This is a genomic window from Deltaproteobacteria bacterium, assembly GCA_019308995.1.
GTDB lineage: Bacteria > Desulfobacterota > Desulfarculia > Adiutricales > JAFDHD01 > JAFDHD01.
This window is the reverse complement of sequence record JAFDHD010000026.1, coordinates 13,067-31,179: the sequence shown is the minus strand read 5'-3', so window position 1 is coordinate 31,179 and position 18,113 is coordinate 13,067. Positions and strand designations below refer to the sequence as shown.

Below are 18,113 nucleotides of genomic sequence, written 5' to 3'. Positions count from 1 at the left end.
CGATCCGTTCGGCGGTGAACTACCAACCGGAGAGCCGTGTGCGGGAAAACCGCATGCACGGTTCGGAGGGGGGAGGGACCGGGGTAGAAACCGGTCCTTCCTACCCCTATCAGGCCCTGAAACCAGGAAGCAAGAAGGAATATCATATATCCTCGTTCCCAGACTCTGCCTCACATCCTATGGCTGAGAATACTGCGGCCGGGCCTCGACCAGGATGTCCGGACCCAGGCGGCGGACCTTGAGGATTTCCAGATGAAGGCTCTCATCCATGAATTTTACTCCAGCCCCCCCGACCAGGTTGGGCGCTCCGAGCCCGCCGATGATTTTGGGAGCGTAAAAAAACAATACCTTGTCCACGATCCGCTCGCCTAAAAGGGCCGAGGCGTTCACCTCAGCCCCGCCTTCAATAAGCAGGCCCTGGATGTCGCGGGCGCCTAATTGCGCGCTTAATTTGGCCAGGCTGACCCGGCCCTGAAAAAGAGGCATTAGCAGCACCTCAACCCCGATCTTCTCAAAAGCTCGAACCTTGCGCGCCGGCGGTCTGGGCCCGCAGACAACGATAGCGGTTCCGCCGGTTTCGAGGTCAAAGAGGCGCGCTGAAAGAGGCAGGCGAAGATGCGTGTCCAGAACCAGGCGTATCGGGTTTTGGCCTCGGCGGCGGCCAGGCAGACGCGTCGTCAGGCTGGGGTCATCCTTCTCGACCGTGCCTCGGCCCACCAGGATTGCATCCACGTCGCGGCGCAGGCGATGCACATAAGCCCGGGCCTTGCCTTGGGTCACCCACCTGGAATCCCCGGTCACCGTGGCTATCCTGCCATCGAGCGTCGCGGCGGATTTGAGCAGAATAAACGGCAAACCCGTGGTGACGTGTTTGTGATAAAACTCGTTCAGCTCATGGCATTTCCGGCCCAGGACGCCGGTCTGAACCTCCAGTCCCTGCGCGGCCAGAAACTTCGCCCCGCCGCCGGTCACATGAGGGTTGTCATCCCGGTCGCCGATGATGACTCGCCTTATACCAGCCGCCAGGATGGCCTGGGTGCAGGGGGGGGTCCGGCCCTCATGGTTGCATGGTTCCAGGGTCACGTACAGGGTGGCGCCGCGGGCCTTGGTCCCGGCCCGCTCCAGGGCCGCGGCTTCAGCGTGAGGGCGGCCTGCCCGGGCGTGATACCCCCGGGAGACGACGCGTTCTCCCCTGGCGACCACAGCCCCGACCACAGGATTGGGCGAGGTGCGGCCCTTCCCTTTCCTGGCCTCTTTCAGGGCCAGAGCCATCATTTTCTGGTGGAGGGTTCTCAAGGGAAAGCTAGGTCTTTCTCTTCCGGTCCAGTTCTTCCAGAGGCTGCCCGGCGCTGCGGTCGCCTTTGGATTCAAGAAGGTCTTTCAGTTCACGCACGAAGTCGTCCAGGTCTTTGAACGACCTGTAAACGCTGGCGAAACGGACGTAGGCCACTTCATCCAGCTCATGGAGTGCGGCCATAACGCGTTCCCCGATCTCGCTGGAGGGAATCTCTTTCTGGTTCGCTTCCTGAAACTGGCGTTCCATGGTGCTGATAAAGTCATCAATGGTTTCGACTGAAATGGGGCGCTTTTGTGTGGCCTTGAGCATGCCGGCGCGAATCTTTTCCCGATCAAAGGGCTCCCGCCGACCATCCGACTTGATAACCATGATCTGGATCTCTTCAAGCCGTTCGTAAGTCGTGAATCTGCTCTGACATGAAAGACACTCCCGCCGCCGCCGAATACTCAACCCGTCCTTGCTTAAGCGGGAGTCAATGACCTTGTTCTCCAGGGAAAGACAAAAAGGGCACTTCATAATCACTCCATCTTGACCAGTTCAATCCCGGCCTGATCCAGCATCTCCCCAGACAGCTTGTCCGGATAGCCCTCACGATAGCAGATCCTCTTGATCCCGGCGTTGATCAGCATCTTGGTGCAGATGATGCAAGGCAGCGTCGTGCAGTAAAGCGTTGACCCCGGGATGCTGATGCCGTATCGAGCCGCCTGGATAATGACATTCTGCTCAGCATGGATGCCGCGGCAAAGTTCATGACGCTCGCCCGAAGGAATATTATCCGTCTCCCGCAGGCAGCCGATGTCCAGACAATGCGGAAGCCCCTGGGGCGCGCCGTTGTATCCTGTGGCCAGTATCCGTTTTTCCAGCACGAGCACGGCTCCGACCTGACGGCGCAGGCAGGTGGACCGGGTGGCCACCAGATCGGTAATCTGAAGGAAATAATCGTCCCAGGCCGGTCGGGACTTTTTAGACTGAGGATTCAAGATGATACCGGAATAAAGGGAATCGAGCGCACAGGCCCAGGACCTTTTGCTGAATCTCGTTCAGGCGATTCGCGTCTTGCGGACGATCCAGGGCCTGCTCAATTAAATCGGCGATAAAGTCCATCTCCTCTTCCTTCATCCCCCGGGTGGTCAGAGCCGGGGTTCCCAGACGCAGGCCGGAAGTGACCGCCGGGGGCCGGGGGTCAAAGGGGATAGCGTTTTTGTTAGTGGTGATCCCGGCCTTGTCCAGGGTCTTGACCGCCTCGGCGCCGGTAATTTTTCTGTCCTTCAAATCCACGAGAATAAGGTGCGTGTCCGTGCCTCCGGAAACCAGTCGAAACCCGTTCTCCTTAAGGGCGTCAGCCAGGCGGCGGGCATTCATAACCACCTGGGCCTGGTAGGCCGCGAATTCAGGGCTGAGGGCCTCCTTGAAGGCCACGGCCTTGGCGGCAATGGTGTGCATGAGCGGGCCGCCCTGGATGCCGGGAAAGAGGTTTTTATCCACCAGCGGCCCGTATTCGGCCCTGGTCAGGATCAGGCCCCCGCGCGGGCCTCGCAGGGTCTTGTGCGTGGTGGAGGTGATAAAGTCCGCGCCTGGCACCGGCGAGGGATGGAGGCCGGTTGCGATCAGGCCGGCGATGTGGGCCATGTCCACCATGAGCTTGGCCCCGACCTCATGCGCGATTTCAGCAAAGGCGTTAAAATCAATGGTGCGAGGATAGGCGGAAGCACCGGCCACAATGAGCTTGGGGCGGTGCTCCTTGGCCAGACGGCGAACCTCATCGTAGTCAATGGTCTCGGTCTCCTTGTCAACACCGTAAAAAACGACCTTAAAGAACCGTCCGGAGAAGCTGACCGGGCTGCCGTGGGTCAGGTGACCGCCGTGGGCGAGGTTCATGCCCAGGTAGGTGTCTCCAGGCTTAAGTATGGCAAAATAGACCGCCATGTTGGCCTGGGAGCCGGAATGAGGCTGGACGTTGACATGTTCGGCCTTGAAAAGCTGTTTGGCTCGTTCGATGGCCAGCCGCTCGGCCTGGTCCACATGTTCGCATCCCTCATAGTAACGGCGGTCAGGGTATCCTTCGGCATACTTGTTGGTCATAACGTTGGATTGCGCCGCCATAACCGCGGGAGAAACGATGTTCTCCGAGGCGATGAGTTCCAGTTTGGTCTCCTGCCGCCGCGCCTCGCGCCTGATGGCCTCAAATATTTCGGGATCGGTTTTGGCTAAGTAATCCATAAGCTAGACCGCTCAATCCACAAAGTTAAACAGATCAATACGGCGCTGATGCCGTCCACCCTCAAAGCCTGTCTCAAAGTAAACGTCAAGGATGGACAGCGCCAGGTCAGGACCCAGGACGCGCGCCCCCAGGACAAGAACGTTGGCGTCGTTGTGGGCGCGGGCCATACGGGCCTGAAATTCAGTCAGACACAAAGCGGCCCGGACGCCTTTGACGCGGTTGGCTACCATGGACATGCCGATGCCGGTGCCGCAGATCAGGACTCCATGGTCATAGTTCCCCTGGGCCACGGCCCGGGCCACCTTCAAGCCGAATTCAGGATAGTCGCAGCTTTTGGCTTCTCTGGGCCCGGCGTCCACGACCTCATGATTTTTATTTTCAAGATGGGTTTTGATCATTTCCTTGAAATGAAAACCCGCATGATCGCTGCCGATGATGATCTTCATGCGCCCTTCCTGCAAGGTCGCCATACGATAAAGGGGCCAGTAAAAGGCCCCTTCAGCACCCCGAAACCTTTACGATGAGCTGAAGGCCTTAAAAATAAGCGTCCCGTTCGTTCCGCCAAACCCAAAGGAGTTGCTCATGGCTGTTGTTACCTGTGCCTGGCGCGCTTGATTGGGCACGTAGTCCAGGTCGCACTCCGGGTCTGGATGTTCATAATTGATAGTCGGGGGAATGATCCCCCGCTTGATGGTCAATACCGTATAGATGGATTCCACCCCACCGGCCGCACCCAGGAGATGGCCGACCATTGACTTGGATGAACTAACCGGAACCTGCCCGGCCCGCGCGCCGAAGACCGTCTTGATGGCCTGGGTCTCGTAGAGATCGTTCAGCGAGGTCGAGGTGCCATGGGCATTGATGTAGTCAATGTCGTCCGGGGCCAGGCCGGCGTCCTCAATAGCGGACCGCATGCACTGGACCGCGCCGGCGCCTCCTTCAGGCGGCGCGACGCGGTCAAAAGCGTCGCTGGACATCCCAAAGCCGACCACCTCGGCATGAATCCGCGCCCCTCTCTCAAGCGCATACTCCAGCTCCTCCAGCACCAGGATGCCCGCTCCTTCGGCCATGACAAAGCCATCGCGATCCCGTTCAAACGGACGGCTGGCTTTTTCAGGCTCATCATTCCGCGTCGAAATGGCCCTCATGGCATTGAAACCGGCCACGCCAAGCCCGGTAATAGTCGCCTCAGTTCCCCCGCCGAGCATGGCCACAGCCTTGCCCGACTGGATCAGGCGGAAACTCTCCCCGATGGCATGGGTCCCGGCGGAGCAGGCGGTTGAAAAACAGAGGTTAGGGCCTTTGAGTCCGTATTCAATGGAAACCTGCCCCGGGGCCATGTTAGCAATAAGCGCGGGGATGAAAGACGGGGTAATCCGGTCAGGCCCCTTGTTTAACAAGATGCTGTGACAGGCTTCCAGCGAATTCAGGCCGCCGAGACCGGTTCCAAGCACGCATCCGATCTTGTCTGCGTTTGCCTCATTGACATTGAGGCGGCTGTCTTCCATGGCCATCCGGGCCGCGGCAATGGCATAATGTACAAAGAGATCAAGTCGTTTGATGTCTTTGCGGCTCAGAAAGTCCTCGGACCTGAAATCCTTGACCTCTCCGGCGATCTGGGTCTTATGATGGCTGGCGTCAAACTTGGTAATGGGGACGACTCCGGAACGACCGGCAATGAGGGCTTCCCAGTTTGTCTCCACACCGACGCCCAGCGGCGACACAATACCGAGGCCGGTTATGACGACCCGTTTTTTGCTTGCTAGCTCCAAGAGACCAGCTCCCTTGGTCAGGAATTTTCAGTTATGTAGTTAATGGCGTCCTGGACCGTCTTTATATTCTCGGCATCCTCGTCTGAGATGGACATATCGAACTCCTCCTCCATGGCCATAATCATCTCGACCAGGTCCAGGGAATCGGCGCCCAGGTCGTCAACAAAAGAAGCCGCAACCACGACATCAGCTTCTTCAACGCCCAGCTGTTCAACGATAATCTCCTTGACCTTTTCTTCGATTGACATTCACGTATCCTCCTTCGGGATTAATGGAAACCCGTAACAGGTCTCTGAAACTCACATATGCATTCCGCCGTCAACATGGATCACCTGACCGGTGAGGTAGGAGGCGGCGTCTGAAGTCAGAAAAGCAATAACCTCGGCCACCTCCGCGGGCCGGCCTCCCCGGCCCAGAGGAATCATGGCCTTGACGCGCTCGATGGCCTTCTCAGGCATGGCCGCGGTCATATCCGTTTCGATAAAACCCGGGGCCACGGCATTGACGGTAATTTTACGGGGGGCCAGTTCCCGGGCCAGGGTCTTGGTCAGCCCGATGATTCCGGCCTTTGAAGCCGAGTAGTTGGCCTGGCCGACATTGCCCATGATTCCGGAAACCGAGGCCACATTCACGATTCGGCCGGAGCGCTTCTTGATCATGGCCTTGGCTACAACCTGGGAGCAGTTGAAAACCGCCTTCAGATTGACATTCAAAACCACATCCCAGTCTTCTTCCTTCATGCGGATCAAGAAAGCGTCCCTGGTGATGCCGGCATTGTTGACCAGGACGTCGAGGCCGCCGTATTTTTCAATGACCGCGCCCAGGTGCTTTTGCACCGCCTGCGTGTCTGAAACGTCATAATACTGGAGTTCGGCCTCCGAGCCCCTTCTGATCAGGCCGTCCAGGGTCTCCTGCGCGACCGACTCATCCTGGTCAAAATGATTGAGCACGATCGCCGTTTCAGGACCGGCGAGCCGAAAGGCCGTGGCCCGACCGATGCCTCGCGATCCGCCGGTTATATAAATGACCCTCTTCGAATCGGTCACTGCTTCGCGCCCCTGACTGCCTGACAATGAATATCGGTTAAACTTTTATTCCACAAGTCCATCCATGAGTCAAGTGGTTTCATTCCGGGCCGCCGCACTTCACGACCGACCGGCCTTGAGCCGCTTGACCAGCGCCGGAACGATATCGAACAGATCGCCGACCAGGCCGTAGTTGGCCACGTCAAAAATAGGCGCATAAGGGTCTTTATTGACGGCCACTATTACCTCTGAGGACTGCATGCCGGCCAGGTGCTGCACCGCGCCGGAAATGCCGCAGGCGATGTAGAGCCTGGAAGAAACAGTCTTGCCTGTCTGGCCGACCTGGTGGGCATAGGAAATCCAGCCCGCGTCAACCGCGCCGCGCGACGCGGCGACGGCCCCGTTCAAGAGATCGGCCAGCTCATAGAGCAGATCGAAATGCTTGCCATGGCCCAGGCCCCGGCCGCCGGCCACAAGGACATCAGCCTCGGCCAGATTGACTTTTTCCGAAAGATCCTCCACCACCTCCAGAAGTTTTGTCCGGGAGACGATCTGACTTTCAGCCACGGCGATCTCGACCAGCTCCCCTTTTCTGCCTTCCTGATAAGGCCCGCGGCGAAAGACCCTGGGGCGAACCGTGGCCATCTGGGGGCGGGCGGCCGGGCAGATGATGGTCGCCATGATATTGCCGCCAAAGGCGGGCCGGGTTTGAAGAAGGAGACGATCCGCAGCGCGGATGTCCAGGCCGGTGCAGTCCGCGGTCAGGCCGGTGCCCAGGATGGTGGCGACCCGGGGGATGAAGGAGCGGCCGATTGAGGTCGCGCCGCACAAAACGATCTCAGGCCGATGCTGTCTGATCATTTTTGTAAGCAGCGTGCCATAGACATCATCGCTAAAACCGCCCAGCATCGGGTCATCGGCCAGGTAAACCGTGTCTGCGCCGTACCCGAAAAGCTGACTGACCTCATCCCTGACCTCATGACCGAACAGGACCGCCCCCAGGGAGACACCCAGCCTGTCGGCCAGACGTCTGCCTTCTCCCAGGAGCTCGAAGGCCACCTGGGCCAGCCGGCCTCGCCTCTGCTCGGCGAAAATCCAGACGCCCTCGTAGCCGTCAGCGGCCTGGGCCTGTGTTTTTTTCTCAATAGTGATGGCCTGAACCGGGCAAACGTCAATACAGGCCCCGCAAAAGTTGCATTTTTCATTCGCCTGAGCCAGGCCGTCCTTAAGGGCGATCGCGTCGAAGGGACAGGCCTCGATGCAGTCCTCACAGGCGGTACAGAGATCAGGGTCAACGATCAGGCTCATGTTCAATCAACCTTGGCGGTCAGGACCTTGTCTTTTTTCAGACCGGCCAGCAGCCTTTCCACCTGCCTTTCCGCCTCTCCCTCGAACATGACCCTGTTTTCCCGGGGCCTGGGGGCAAAGACCTCGATGACCTGGGTAAAAGAGCCGGTCAGGCCCACCGATTCAGGATCAACCTCGAGGTCTGCGGCTGTAAAAACCGGGACCTCGATCTTCCTGGCTCTCATTTTGCCTTTGAGCGAAGGCACCCGTGGCTCATTAATCTCCTTGACCACGGTGATCAGGGCCGGAAGGGAGGTCTCGACCACATCATATCCATCGTCCGTCAATCTTTCGACGATCATGCGCTTAGACTCAAGGTCCACCTCAACCATGCGCCGGACAAAAGCGACGTAAGGCAGGCCGAGATGTTCCGCCAGACCCGGGCCGACCTGGGCCGTGTCGCCGTCAATGGCCTGTTTACCGCAGATAACCAGATCGAAACGGCCCAGCTTCTGAATCCCCTTGGACAGGGTATAGGCGGTCGCCCAGGTATCGGCCCCGGCAAAGGCGCGGTCCGAAAGAAGAGCCACCTCGTCCACCCCGTAGCTGACCACCTCCCGCAGCGCCTCCTCGGCTTGAGGCGGGCCCATGGTGAGCGCCCTGACCGTGCCTCCGAACCGGTCCTTCAGGACAAGGCCGGTCTCGACGGCGTACATGTCAAACGGATTGACGATGCTTTCCACACCTTCCCGTTTGAGGGTCTTGGTCTCCGGGTCCAGCCTGACCTCACTGGTGTTTGGGACCTGTTTTATACAGACGGCGATATCCACTGGACTGGATTACCTCTTCTTCTTTTTTGAGCCGAATTCCTTATTCAATTCCTGGCCAATGATATTGCGCTGGATCTGGTTGGTGCCTTCAAATATCTGGAGGATCTTGGCGTCGCGCATCATCTTTTCCACTGGATATTCCCGCATGTAGCCGTGACCGCCGAAAACCTGAACCGCATCGGTCGTGACCTTCATGGCCATATCCGTAGGGAAGAGCTTGGCCATGGCTGAATCCCTGGATATGTTCCGGGCGCCGCTGTCAATATACCTGGCGGCCGCATAGACCAGGGCCCGGCCGGCCTCAATGGTGGTGGCCATGTCAGCGAGGATGTGCTGCACTGCCTGCTGCGCCATAATGGGGCGGCCGAACTGAATCCTGGTCCGGGCAAATTCGACAGCCGCCTCCAGGGCGCCCTGACTGAGGCCGACGCCAAGGCTGCCCACCCCGGGCCGGGAGAGGTCAAAGGCCTTCATGGCGATGATAAAACCCATGCCTTCCCGGCTGATGAGCCGCTCGACCGGAATATGGCAGTCATTGAAGATAAGCTCGCCCGTGGTTGAGGTGCGAATACCCATCTTCTTCTCTTTTTTACCGAATTTAAGTCCGGGATCATCCTTTTCCACGATAAAAAAACTGGCCCCGCGCGGGCCTTTGGACCGGTCGGTAACGGCTATGACGCAATAGATGGCCGCTTCACCCGCATTGGTGATCCACTGCTTGGTACCGTTCAGGATGTATTCGTCGCCCTCCCGAACGGCCGTGGTCTGGATACCGCTCACATCCGAACCAGCGGTTGATTCGGTTAAGGCGAATGCAGTCAGTTTCCGGCCGCAGGCCACGTCAGGCAGGTATTTCTTCTTCTGTTCCTCAGAGCCGTAAAGCAGGATGGGGGCGGCCCCGAGCCCGGCTGAGGCAAAGGTGACCGCTGTCCCGCAACAGATCCGGGCCACCTGCTCCGTGGCCAGAACCTGCTCGAAAACGCCCATGCCCATGCCATCATATTCCTCTGGAATATTGAGGCCCAAAAGATCGGAATCGGCAAAATGCTTTATGATCTCGTGAGAAAACTCCTCCTTCTCGTCCAGCTCAGCCCGCAGAGGCAGAACTTTGTCTTCAGCGATTTGGCGGGCGAGGTCCTGGATCATCTGCTGTTCTTCGGTTAAAAAGTAATCCATCTACTGCTCCTTAAGAAATGAAAACATAGAGCCAGGCTTGGTTGAAGGCCGATTCAATGACGTTTAGGCCGCGTGCTGGCGATGAGCTCTCTTGATTCCTCCAATCCGGCCTGGAGGCGCTCAGGCATCTTCAGGCGCACGAATTCAGCCGCGGTGCGAATAGCGTTTTTAATGGCCCGGGGTGAAGACCGGCCATGACTGATGACGCCAACTCCATTGACTCCCAGGAGAGGCGCGCCGCCAAACTCCGCATAATCAACCTTTTTCCGAAAACGCTTGAACACGTCCTGTAAAATCATGACGTCCGCCCGGGGCCAGGGACCGGTGTTCAGCTCCTGCTGGAGCATGCCGTTGATGATCTCGGTCAGCCCTTCTGAAAGCTTGAGCACGACGTTTCCCACGAAGCCGTCGCAGACCACGATATCGGCCTGCCCGGAAAAAAGGTCCCGTCCCTCGATGTTGCCGATAAAGTTAAGCGAGCTTTTCTTGAAGAGGTCATGGGTCTGCCGGACCAGAAGGTTGCCTTTGGAATCCTCTTCGCCAATGGATAGCAGGGCCAGACGGGGCCGTTCCATTTCAAGAATCTCACGGGCATAGGCATGGGCCATGACGCCGAATTGAATAAGAAAAGAAGGCTTACAGTCCAGGTTGACGCCGACGTCAATGATGATGAACTGCTCCTGAACCGAAGGCAGGATACTGGCCACGCCCGGACGTTCCACTCCATTCATCCTCCCCAGAACCACCGTGGCCACCGCCAGGGTCGCGCCGGAGTTGCCAGCGCTGACCGCGGCCTGGGCTTCGCCTAATTTGACAAGCTCAAAGGCCACGCGCACCGAGGAGTCCTTCTTGCGCCGGAGGACCTCGATGGGCGGTTCGTCCATGGCCGCCACCTGGGTGCAGTGCTTGATGGAGATGCGGCTGCTGACCGGGCCGGTCTTGGCCAGTTCGCGGTCAAGAGCCTGTTCATCCCCCACCAGTATCACCGAGACGCCGAGATCGCGCACGGCTTCCACGCTGCCCTGCACGACGACCCCAGGGGCCTGATCACCTCCCATGGCATCCATGGCAATCTTCATGGAAAAAATTCTCTCCTATGTTAAAGACTGGGTTCTGGCTGATTTTAACGCGCCGGATAGTCCGGAGCTAACCTTCGCCCACCTCGATTATCTGGCGGCCTTGGTACGTGCCACAATTGGGGCAGACATGATGGGGCAGCTTTAGCTCATCACACTGGGAACAATGCACTAAAGTCGGTTGTTTCTGGCTGTAATGCGTGCGCCGTTTTCGGCTTTTGCTTCTGGACATCTTGCGCTTCTGTACGGCCATTTTAACTCCTTGAATCTATTTTTTCGATAAATTTTCCTTAAGCTGCGCTAGCTTCATGAAACCGGGGTGACCGGCTGGAGAAGAGCAGCCGCACGACTTAACGTTCAAATTCTGGCCGCATATGAGGCAGAGCCCCTGACAGCCCTCTCGACACACCGGCCTGATGGGCAGCGCTAAAAAGAGCTGCCCCTGGATCATGGGCCACAGGTCAACCTCTTCGCCGTCGTAATACTCTTCGTTCAGCTCCCCGGCCGTCACCTCTTTCTCAGCCTGTTCATTGGAAAATGGTGTCAAGGCTAAAAACACATCCTCGGACATCGGCATATCAAATTCATCCAGGCAAAGAGAGCAAACAAGACGAAGAACCGTGCTGACCTTAGCCTGGATGAGCACACGGTCTCCGGTTCGTTCCAGCTTGAACCTGGTCATGACCGGGGCGGCTAACCGAACCCGCTCTCCCCCCAGCGCGGTCAGGCGGACCTCGACCTCCCGCACTGTCAGGTTATAAAACAGCTCCATGCCCGTGACCGGGATATCTGTAACTCTGATTTTCAAATTCACGCTGCTCTTACCATCCAGGTAAGACGGTAACTTTAGCCAAACCGGTCATCTTGTCAAGTCAAATTTAACGTAAGTTACCACATATTTGAGAAAAAGGGAAGAAAGCCGAGCCCGGTGGCAGCCGGAAAACCAGCCGCATATCCAGCTGAAATGACAGCAAGAAAGACGGCCAGCCTCCAGCAGAGGCGGAAGGGGACGCGCTTTCGTATCTAGTAATAAACCCGACCGAAACACGGCCCAGGGTTTGGGCTGGCATTATTCTGCTAATTCTGCCGTTATGGCAAGCTTTTCTTGACTAACACCTTATTTTACTTTATTATTTTAAGCAATTAATCAAGGAGCCGGGTGTTCGATGCTTTTGGATTACTTCAGCCAGGCCATGGTGGGGGATCGGCCCCTGGCCGACTACTTGCGAGGCAAAGTGGCGGCCACTGACCTGTCAAGCGTCAAAAAAATCCTGGATTACATCCATATGTCCCAGGCGCTGCTGCGGGTCTATGGACCGGATTATCCGCTCATCGAACCTCGCGAGCTTCTGCCTTCCTTTGAGGATAGCTTCCTGGAATATTCACAGTTACCCAAGTTCAGCCTCCTGGTTCTCGACCGTGCGCTGGACTACCAGGCCGAGCGTTTCCAGTTTGATCTGCTTCAAACAGATGAACCCGGTGAAGGCATTACGCTGTCCGCGCCCAGGGTTCCATCTGCCGCCTTTAACAAGAACCTTTTCAAGTCCCGTCTGCCTCGCGAGTTTCATCTGGATTTTGACCTGCGGCTCGAAGACAAGGAACTGACTGCGCTCTCAGACTATCCGGCGGTGCTTGAATTCATCTTTCATATGGATCGAGCGCACATCATTGCCCGCGATGAGAGTGGTGATTTTCGTTTACTGGGGCTGTTTGCCTCCTTTCCCTCAAATCTGGATGCAGCCATCAAATCATTTGGGCGGCGCATAGGCAAATTCAAGAGTAAAGACAACAGGTTATACCATGAGAACCGGCTGATGATCTACCAGTTCCTGATGGAGCTCTACGGCTTTCCCATCTCATCGGAAAGGCGGACCTCGGCTGCTATTTTTACCCGCGACCTCAGCCGTCACCGGGAGCGATTCCTGGTCAAGGTCCTGGGCCAAACAGATCGGGTCATCACCTCGCTCTATCACCCCGTAGGCAAGGACCGTTACCCTGAGCTTGAAAAAGTGGCCCTGGTTCCCCTGAACATAAAATCTAAGGCGCTTATCCGGAAGCTGGAAAATGAAGGCTACTTTGTGGACCCCGAACGCCAGGTGGTGCTTCTTAGGGCCATCTACCAGCAGCACCGGTACAACAAGCACAATGTCATCGAGGAACGGGCCCTGTCCCTGGAAGACCAGGAAATAATCCATCCGCGGACCGGAGAACGCTTCCCCTGGTTTAATGTTCTTCAGGCTCGAGAGGATCGGCTGGTCAGGCTCAATGACATCGTGCGCGGGGAGTATTCAGGCCGGATCGTCTTCCAGGGGCAGGAGGTCGTCGAAGGGACGGTGAAACATGAAGATCGCCTCAAATTCCTCCTGGCCTGGCTGTCCAAGCATCAGCGCCGGCTGGTGGCCTCCTCCCCGGCATACCTGGAAAAGATGGAAAAAATCGTTAACTCCTACATCCTGAATCTGGAAATGGAGCCGCATTTCAGGTCCCACCGGGACCTGCACAAGAAGATCATCGCCCAGATGGCTTATATCGAGCAGGCACACGCTGTCCATCGCCTGGAACGGCTGTTCTCAGGCAAATCCAGGGTAAAATACCTCGACCTCCTGGATGCCCTGCTCAATTTTTTACTGAAAAACCAGCATGTTATTCCAGGCTACTATGAACCGGTTTTCGAGAAACTGGTCTTTCTCTGCGACAAGGTCCTAAAAGACAGGTACATCTTAAAAAAATACATTGATAATACCCCGCAGACTGAGTATGGGCGCAAGGTGGCAGCGGTGTATCAAGAACTGTCCGGGCTAAAGTCGATGGTGGAGAAGGAGTACTATGCCGAGCACGGGAGCAAGAACGTCCTGTGGACATGACTGTTCAGGATAGAGCTGTTATTAAAGTAACATATTATAAATTAATTATAACTTACTAATTTAAAGAGATATTTTTAATATTAACCTCATGAAAATAACCTTGTCTCTCCTCAAAATCGTACTCCTGGCCATGCTGCTTGGTTCATTCCTCGGTGCTGGACCGGCTTGGGCCCTGACGCCTGAACAGACCAGGCAGCTCACCGGACTGGGGCTTTCTCAAAGGACTATTGATCTGCTCTCTAGTCTCGAACAGGACCCAGGCCGGACCAGGAAACCGAGCCTGACCTTTGAGCAGGTAAAGAAGCTGGCTGAAGAGGGCCTGGCCGAGGACATCATCCAGCTCCTTATCCGCCTGGATCGGGCCTCAGGCGCGAAGTCCCGACTGACTGTTACTCCGGCCGCGGTGAGTGAACTCAAAAAAGCCGGGGTCAGTAACGAAACCCTTTGCCTCATGCTCGAATCAGAGATCAGGATAGCCGGTCGTGCGGCCACGGACATGGGCACATGGACCATTACCAGGCCGGACGGCACCCGGGTTATTGTTTATGCGGTCGGCGATCCGACCAGGCCCCTGCCATCGCTCAGTCAAAGGCAGGAGCAAGAGCTGAGGCGGGCCCTCAGGATACTGAAACACCTCAACATCACCATCGAAATTCCCTACCGACGATCCGATTGAAACAGCTAGTATCAAATACTGACCCCAAAGGCCTGAGGCAAGCCGGGATGATGGGATAAGGTGTGTTCAGTTATATCTTCATGAAAATATTGGAAACCCGGCCTCAATCATATGATCGTCGCATGGACGAGATCAGCCGGGCCCGGGTCCGTGAGATGAAGCAGGCTGTGGCCCATGAGATTCAACCAGGCGCCCGCGTGCTGGAGATAGGATGCGGCACAGGGGAACTGGCCGTGGTCTTGGTGAAGCGCGGCGCTATTGTGGAAGGTTTCGATCTCAGCCCTGGCATGGTGGAGGAGGCCCGTAAAAGGATTGAAGCCGAGTCACTGCAAGACCTGGTAAACGTTTATCAGATGGGAGTGGATGGCATGGACAGCCTGCCGGGCCTGGCCTATGGAGCTATTGTTTCGACGCTGGTTTTCAGTGAGCTCACGGACGACGAAAGATGGTTCGCCTTGAAACACTCATTCCGTGTCTTAAAACCGGACGGACTGCTGGTCCTTGCTGATGAGGTCGTGCCTTCTGGAAAATACCGCCGGACCCTGCATGCCTTCATGCGGTTACCGATACTGGTCCTGACTTACCTGGTTTCCCGCGCTTCTACGAGGCCTCTGGCTGATCTTCGCGAAGAGGTTACGGCTGCCGGGTTTGCCATGGAAAAAGAAGTTCGCAGCTGCGGCGATACCTTCTCTATCCTGGTGGCCCGACGACCCGTGCCAGAGGATGCGGGGTGAGCCTCTTAAAAACCATCTGGGGGCTTCTATTCCGCCTTTTCCCCTGCCCGACTCGTGTAGGCCTGCGCCGTGTGGGCGACCCAAAAGGCGACAGTCCTGTTCTGGTTACGTGCAACTTTGACCTGACCGTAAAAAGGCTCATAAAAATCCTGGAACAGGCCGCGGTGGACGCGTGGCTGCTGGTGGCAGACTCAAAGGGCGTCAACGTCTGGTGTGCGGCCGGGGCTGAGGAGTTCAACACCCACTCGGTGGTTTCATCTCTCAAGACGAGCGGTGTGGCTGGTCTGGTTGACCACCGGGTACTCATCCTGCCTCCCCTTGGCGCGCCTGGCATCTGTGCGGCCGAAGTCCAGGCGCAGACAGGGTGGACCATGCGCTGGGGCCCGGTACGCGCCGAAGATATCCCCCGGTATCTGACCAACTGCTGCCATAGAGACGAGGGGATGAAGCGGGTGACTTACAAATGGGATACCAGGCTTGACACCGCCCTGGGTTCAGTCTTCCCCTTCTACCTCCTGGGCGTCCTGGGCTTCACCCTGTTTGGACGCGGATTACTTGTTAACTACCTCCTGACAGGCGCAGTAACATTCCTGCTCTTCTATCTGCTTTGCCCCTGGATTCCTGGCAGGCGCGGATTAACCAAGGTCCTGCTCCTTGAGCTACTACTTGGAGGCTTGCTCATCGCCAGCGAGCTATCAGGCCGTGCCATCGGAGACATGAGTCGGGCCAATATCATCATCGCCATGGTGATGCTCTTTATTTACAGCTCGGAACTTGGCGGTCTGGCCCCGAACATGCCCAGCGACCTTGATCCGTTCCTGGCCCGTCTGGGCCTGAGCGCCATTGGCAACATTGCCTTTGCCGGCACGATCAGGGCCGAACTCTTGAATGGAGACCGCAAACTGAGTGTGGATCGTAATAAATGCATTGGCTGCCGCAGTTGCCATGAGATCTGTCCGCAAGGCGTCTGGGAAATAAACGATGAGGACAGAGCCGCGCTGGCCCATCCGGACTTGTGCACCGCCTGCCGAGCCTGTCTGGTGCAGTGCCCGAGCGGAGCCATCACGGCCTTGAAAACAAGCAGTAAAAAGCTCAGATAATTTGCTGTCGTCTTATAAATCTTTCCCCTTGGACACGGCCGCGCTCAACCAGAAAATCGGAACGTATTTTTACCATTTACTCCAATATTTCCCCTCAATCCCTTCGAGACTAGTTTCCCTCTAATCCCAATTAATTTCAAGAAATAAGGCGAAGGCCGGAAAATACTGGTTACAGGCGTCCCTGGCCTAACCGAAAATGACCCTGCCTTTCGACCCCAGGGCCTGTATATTGCGGTTTCAGGAAAATTGAATATTTATTTTTTGACAAATCGCATTACTCAGCCTAAACTGACAGGCTCTCAAAGGCGCTGATTTCGGCCTCTGGAGACCCTGATATCTAAATCTAAAATAGAAAGGTAAAAGCAATGGCAGACAAGAAAGCTGACCTGGCTGGACCTGGTATTGGCAACTATGATGAGCTGGAAAAGATCCTGCCTCAGGATTATCGTTCACTCCTCTCTCTAAAGGAAACGCAGCATGCCACCTATGCATTGAAAAACTACATCGAGGAGAACCTGTGCCAGGAACTCAATTTGATGATGGTGACGGTTCCCCTGATCGTGGACGCCGAAAGCGGGTTGAATGACTTCCTGGATCGTGATGGTTCGCGAACCCCCATACAGTTCCACATTTCAAACGACCATGGCAAGAACTCTATCGACGCCCAGGTCGTGCAGGCCGCAACCAAATGGAAGCGCATGGCCCTGAAGCAGTTCGGGATGGAGCTAGGCGAGGGCCTGATGACTGACATGCGGGCGGTGCGCAAGGACTACTTCCTCGACCACGATCACAGCGCCTATGTTGATCAGTGGGACTGGGAGCTGGCCGTCACGGAAAAGCAGCGCAATTTGCAATTCCTGACAGAAGTCGTGCAAAAAATTTGGAAGGTGCTCACAGGGGCTGAGAGGTATATCCAGGAGCTGTTTCCCCGGCTCAAGACCGATCAGTATCCCAACCTGCCTGAAGAGCTGACGTTTATACATGCTGAAGATATCCTTGACCGGTATCCAGACCTGGCCAGAATAGACCGCGAGACAGAAATTATCAAGGAATACCCGGCCGTCTTTATCTACGGTATCGGCTGGGTCCTCAAGGACGGCTACCCTCACGAGATGAGGGCCGCGGATTACGATGACTGGGCCACGGAGACAACGTCTCAAGATGGCCGACCCATGCACGGCCTTAACGGGGACATACTTGTCTTAAACCCGGTCACCAAGCGCCGCCACGAGTTGACCTCCATGGGTATTCGCGTTAACGCCGTCACGCTCAAGAAGCAGCTGGAGCTTTCAGGCCAGCTTGACTTTCTCAAATTTCCCTACCACCAGGCCATCCTGAATAACGAGATCCCGCTCAGTATTGGCGGCGGTATCGGGCAGTCGCGGACCTTCATGCTTCTGCTCAAGAAGGCGCATTTAGGCGAGGTCACCGTCTCTGTATGGCCCAAGGTTCTTAAGGACATGTGCCGGAAGAGGAATATCCATGTCCTGGAATGAACGGAGTTCAGGTCAAAGGTCACCCCGGAAATTCAATCGGCAACCCAACTGATTTGCCTGAAATATAATATCGGGCTGAACCATAAGCCCAATCTTCAGGACGATTAACAAGACCAATCCTAACAGGATTTTCATGAATGTAATTGATTTTTTCTTTCATTTTTTCTGGCGAAAAAATATTGTAGCGGTAATATCGCGGCTGCCAAACTGGGTCTCGACCATTGATGCTGGTTAAGTAATTGGGCAAATGGTATTTTATCATCTTTTTAATCTGTACTGATGAACGCTGCTTCCATTATTTCATAAATTTGCTGAGTTGATCAGGTTCCGAAAACCAAAGAATGGCATGTATATGATCAGGCATGACCACAAATCCCGCGCATTTACCATTTTGCTTGTCAAGTTCTGAGTTCAGTACACCGATAACAATTCTCTTAGCCATGTCGTCAATAAGAAGGCGACGTCGTTTATAGCACGAGAAGGTTATGTAATGAGCATGCCCTTCTTTATCATACACTTGTCGTTTTGGCATGCAGAAAGATTAAACGCTGACCATCCC

General features: G+C 56.1%; 22 protein-coding genes. 6 read left to right on the top strand and 16 right to left on the bottom strand.

What is annotated here, in order from left to right:
• Window positions 1–177: 177 nt before the first annotated feature.
• The 12 genes from ribD to plsX all read right to left on the bottom strand — a co-directional run bounded on the left by ribD (window position 178) and on the right by plsX (window position 10,696).
• Window positions 178–1,272, bottom strand: coding sequence for a bifunctional diaminohydroxyphosphoribosylaminopyrimidine deaminase/5-amino-6-(5-phosphoribosylamino)uracil reductase RibD (gene ribD, locus JRI95_06690; GenBank protein MBW2061238.1), 1,095 nt, complete (start codon window positions 1,270–1,272; stop codon window positions 178–180).
• A gap of 31 nt (window positions 1,273–1,303) precedes the next feature.
• Window positions 1,304–1,813, bottom strand: a complete 510-nt coding sequence (nrdR, locus tag JRI95_06685) for a transcriptional repressor NrdR (GenBank protein MBW2061237.1) — start codon at window positions 1,811–1,813, stop codon at window positions 1,304–1,306.
• 2 nt (window positions 1,814–1,815) lie between these two features.
• Entirely contained in the window at window positions 1,816–2,277 is a 462-nt protein-coding gene (locus JRI95_06680) for a cytidine/deoxycytidylate deaminase family protein (protein ID MBW2061236.1), read from the bottom strand.
• On the bottom strand, window positions 2,261–3,517 hold the full coding sequence (locus JRI95_06675) for a serine hydroxymethyltransferase (GenBank protein ID MBW2061235.1): 1,257 nt from the start codon (window positions 3,515–3,517) through the stop codon (window positions 2,261–2,263). The genes JRI95_06680 and JRI95_06675 overlap by 17 nt, the downstream gene beginning before the upstream one ends.
• Window positions 3,518–3,529: 12 nt before the next feature.
• Window positions 3,530–3,964: a ribose 5-phosphate isomerase B gene (rpiB, locus tag JRI95_06670; GenBank protein MBW2061234.1), complete on the bottom strand. Its 435-nt coding sequence runs from the start codon at window positions 3,962–3,964 to the stop codon at window positions 3,530–3,532.
• 69 nt (window positions 3,965–4,033) lie between these two features.
• Window positions 4,034–5,290: a beta-ketoacyl-ACP synthase II gene (gene fabF, locus JRI95_06665; GenBank protein ID MBW2061233.1), complete on the bottom strand. Its 1,257-nt coding sequence runs from the start codon at window positions 5,288–5,290 to the stop codon at window positions 4,034–4,036.
• Window positions 5,291–5,307: 17 nt separating this feature from the next.
• The gene (gene acpP / locus JRI95_06660; protein MBW2061232.1) at window positions 5,308–5,538 is read right to left on the bottom strand and encodes an acyl carrier protein; all 231 of its coding nucleotides are present in this window, start codon (window positions 5,536–5,538) and stop codon (window positions 5,308–5,310) included.
• Between the two features lie 51 nt (window positions 5,539–5,589).
• Window positions 5,590–6,336 (bottom strand): 3-oxoacyl-[acyl-carrier-protein] reductase, encoded by a 747-nt coding sequence (gene fabG, locus JRI95_06655; protein ID MBW2061231.1) that lies wholly within the window; start codon window positions 6,334–6,336, stop codon window positions 5,590–5,592.
• A gap of 99 nt (window positions 6,337–6,435) precedes the next feature.
• Window positions 6,436–7,623 (bottom strand): electron transfer flavoprotein subunit alpha, encoded by a 1,188-nt coding sequence (locus tag JRI95_06650; GenBank protein MBW2061230.1) that lies wholly within the window; start codon window positions 7,621–7,623, stop codon window positions 6,436–6,438.
• A 2-nt stretch (window positions 7,624–7,625) separates the two neighbouring features.
• Complete coding sequence (locus tag JRI95_06645) at window positions 7,626–8,432, bottom strand: electron transfer flavoprotein subunit beta/FixA family protein (GenBank protein MBW2061229.1); 807 nt, start codon at window positions 8,430–8,432, stop codon at window positions 7,626–7,628.
• 9 nt (window positions 8,433–8,441) lie between these two features.
• On the bottom strand, window positions 8,442–9,608 hold the full coding sequence (locus JRI95_06640; GenBank protein MBW2061228.1) for an acyl-CoA dehydrogenase family protein: 1,167 nt from the start codon (window positions 9,606–9,608) through the stop codon (window positions 8,442–8,444).
• Between the two features lie 53 nt (window positions 9,609–9,661).
• Window positions 9,662–10,696 (bottom strand): phosphate acyltransferase PlsX, encoded by a 1,035-nt coding sequence (gene plsX, locus JRI95_06635; protein ID MBW2061227.1) that lies wholly within the window; start codon window positions 10,694–10,696, stop codon window positions 9,662–9,664.
• Between plsX and JRI95_06630 the strand changes: the two genes are divergently transcribed.
• Window positions 10,665–10,832 carry a hypothetical protein gene (locus JRI95_06630; protein ID MBW2061226.1) on the top strand — a complete coding sequence of 56 codons (168 nt, stop codon included), beginning with the start codon at window positions 10,665–10,667 and terminating at the stop codon, window positions 10,830–10,832. The two genes, plsX and JRI95_06630, sit on opposite strands and share 32 nt — an antisense overlap.
• Here the strand turns inward: JRI95_06630 and rpmF are convergent.
• Both rpmF and JRI95_06620 read right to left on the bottom strand, forming a co-directional pair.
• A complete protein-coding gene (gene rpmF, locus JRI95_06625) occupies window positions 10,755–10,937 on the bottom strand; it encodes a 50S ribosomal protein L32 (protein ID MBW2061225.1) in 183 nt (60 codons plus the stop codon). The genes JRI95_06630 and rpmF overlap by 78 nt on opposite strands.
• 15 nt (window positions 10,938–10,952) lie before the next feature.
• Window positions 10,953–11,492, bottom strand: a complete 540-nt coding sequence (locus tag JRI95_06620) for a DUF177 domain-containing protein (GenBank protein ID MBW2061224.1) — start codon at window positions 11,490–11,492, stop codon at window positions 10,953–10,955.
• A gap of 358 nt (window positions 11,493–11,850) precedes the next feature.
• Between JRI95_06620 and JRI95_06615 the strand changes: the two genes are divergently transcribed.
• From JRI95_06615 to JRI95_06595, 5 genes are all read left to right on the top strand, one after another.
• Window positions 11,851–13,548: a hypothetical protein gene (locus tag JRI95_06615; protein MBW2061223.1), complete on the top strand. Its 1,698-nt coding sequence runs from the start codon at window positions 11,851–11,853 to the stop codon at window positions 13,546–13,548.
• A 100-nt stretch (window positions 13,549–13,648) separates the two neighbouring features.
• Entirely contained in the window at window positions 13,649–14,224 is a 576-nt protein-coding gene (locus tag JRI95_06610) for a hypothetical protein (GenBank protein MBW2061222.1), read from the top strand.
• Between the two features lie 80 nt (window positions 14,225–14,304).
• Complete coding sequence (locus JRI95_06605; protein MBW2061221.1) at window positions 14,305–14,958, top strand: class I SAM-dependent methyltransferase; 654 nt, start codon at window positions 14,305–14,307, stop codon at window positions 14,956–14,958.
• Entirely contained in the window at window positions 14,955–16,058 is a 1,104-nt protein-coding gene (locus JRI95_06600; GenBank protein MBW2061220.1) for a 4Fe-4S binding protein, read from the top strand. Before JRI95_06605 ends, JRI95_06600 begins: the two co-directional genes overlap by 4 nt.
• 365 nt (window positions 16,059–16,423) lie before the next feature.
• Entirely contained in the window at window positions 16,424–17,554 is a 1,131-nt protein-coding gene (locus JRI95_06595) for an aspartate--ammonia ligase (GenBank protein ID MBW2061219.1), read from the top strand.
• Between the two features lie 19 nt (window positions 17,555–17,573).
• Here the strand turns inward: JRI95_06595 and JRI95_06590 are convergent, their stop codons facing one another.
• Window positions 17,574–17,816: a hypothetical protein gene (locus JRI95_06590; GenBank protein MBW2061218.1), complete on the bottom strand. Its 243-nt coding sequence runs from the start codon at window positions 17,814–17,816 to the stop codon at window positions 17,574–17,576.
• Between the two features lie 33 nt (window positions 17,817–17,849).
• Complete coding sequence (locus JRI95_06585) at window positions 17,850–18,086, bottom strand: transposase (GenBank protein ID MBW2061217.1); 237 nt, start codon at window positions 18,084–18,086, stop codon at window positions 17,850–17,852.
• Window positions 18,087–18,113: the final 27 nt, after the last annotated feature.

What these genes read in the sequence shown, in the direction of transcription:
- ribD (MBW2061238.1), bottom strand. Translation starts at nt 1,272, where the DNA reads ATGGCTCTGGCCCTGAAAGAGGCCAGGAAAGGGAAGGGCCGCACCTCG.
- nrdR (MBW2061237.1), bottom strand. Translation starts at nt 1,813, where the DNA reads ATGAAGTGCCCTTTTTGTCTTTCCCTGGAGAACAAGGTCATTGACTCC.
- JRI95_06675 (MBW2061235.1), bottom strand. Translation starts at nt 3,517, where the DNA reads ATGGATTACTTAGCCAAAACCGATCCCGAAATATTTGAGGCCATCAGG.
- rpiB (MBW2061234.1), bottom strand. Translation starts at nt 3,964, where the DNA reads ATGAAGATCATCATCGGCAGCGATCATGCGGGTTTTCATTTCAAGGAA.
- acpP (MBW2061232.1), bottom strand. Translation starts at nt 5,538, where the DNA reads ATGTCAATCGAAGAAAAGGTCAAGGAGATTATCGTTGAACAGCTGGGC.
- JRI95_06650 (MBW2061230.1), bottom strand. Translation starts at nt 7,623, where the DNA reads ATGAGCCTGATCGTTGACCCTGATCTCTGTACCGCCTGTGAGGACTGC.
- JRI95_06640 (MBW2061228.1), bottom strand. Translation starts at nt 9,608, where the DNA reads ATGGATTACTTTTTAACCGAAGAACAGCAGATGATCCAGGACCTCGCC.
- JRI95_06630 (MBW2061226.1), top strand. Translation starts at nt 10,665, where the DNA reads ATGGCATCCATGGCAATCTTCATGGAAAAAATTCTCTCCTATGTTAAA.
- rpmF (MBW2061225.1), bottom strand. Translation starts at nt 10,937, where the DNA reads ATGGCCGTACAGAAGCGCAAGATGTCCAGAAGCAAAAGCCGAAAACGG.
- JRI95_06615 (MBW2061223.1), top strand. Translation starts at nt 11,851, where the DNA reads ATGCTTTTGGATTACTTCAGCCAGGCCATGGTGGGGGATCGGCCCCTG.
- JRI95_06605 (MBW2061221.1), top strand. Translation starts at nt 14,305, where the DNA reads ATGAAAATATTGGAAACCCGGCCTCAATCATATGATCGTCGCATGGAC.
- JRI95_06595 (MBW2061219.1), top strand. Translation starts at nt 16,424, where the DNA reads ATGGCAGACAAGAAAGCTGACCTGGCTGGACCTGGTATTGGCAACTAT.
- JRI95_06590 (MBW2061218.1), bottom strand. Translation starts at nt 17,816, where the DNA reads ATGATAAAATACCATTTGCCCAATTACTTAACCAGCATCAATGGTCGA.
- JRI95_06585 (MBW2061217.1), bottom strand. Translation starts at nt 18,086, where the DNA reads ATGCCAAAACGACAAGTGTATGATAAAGAAGGGCATGCTCATTACATA.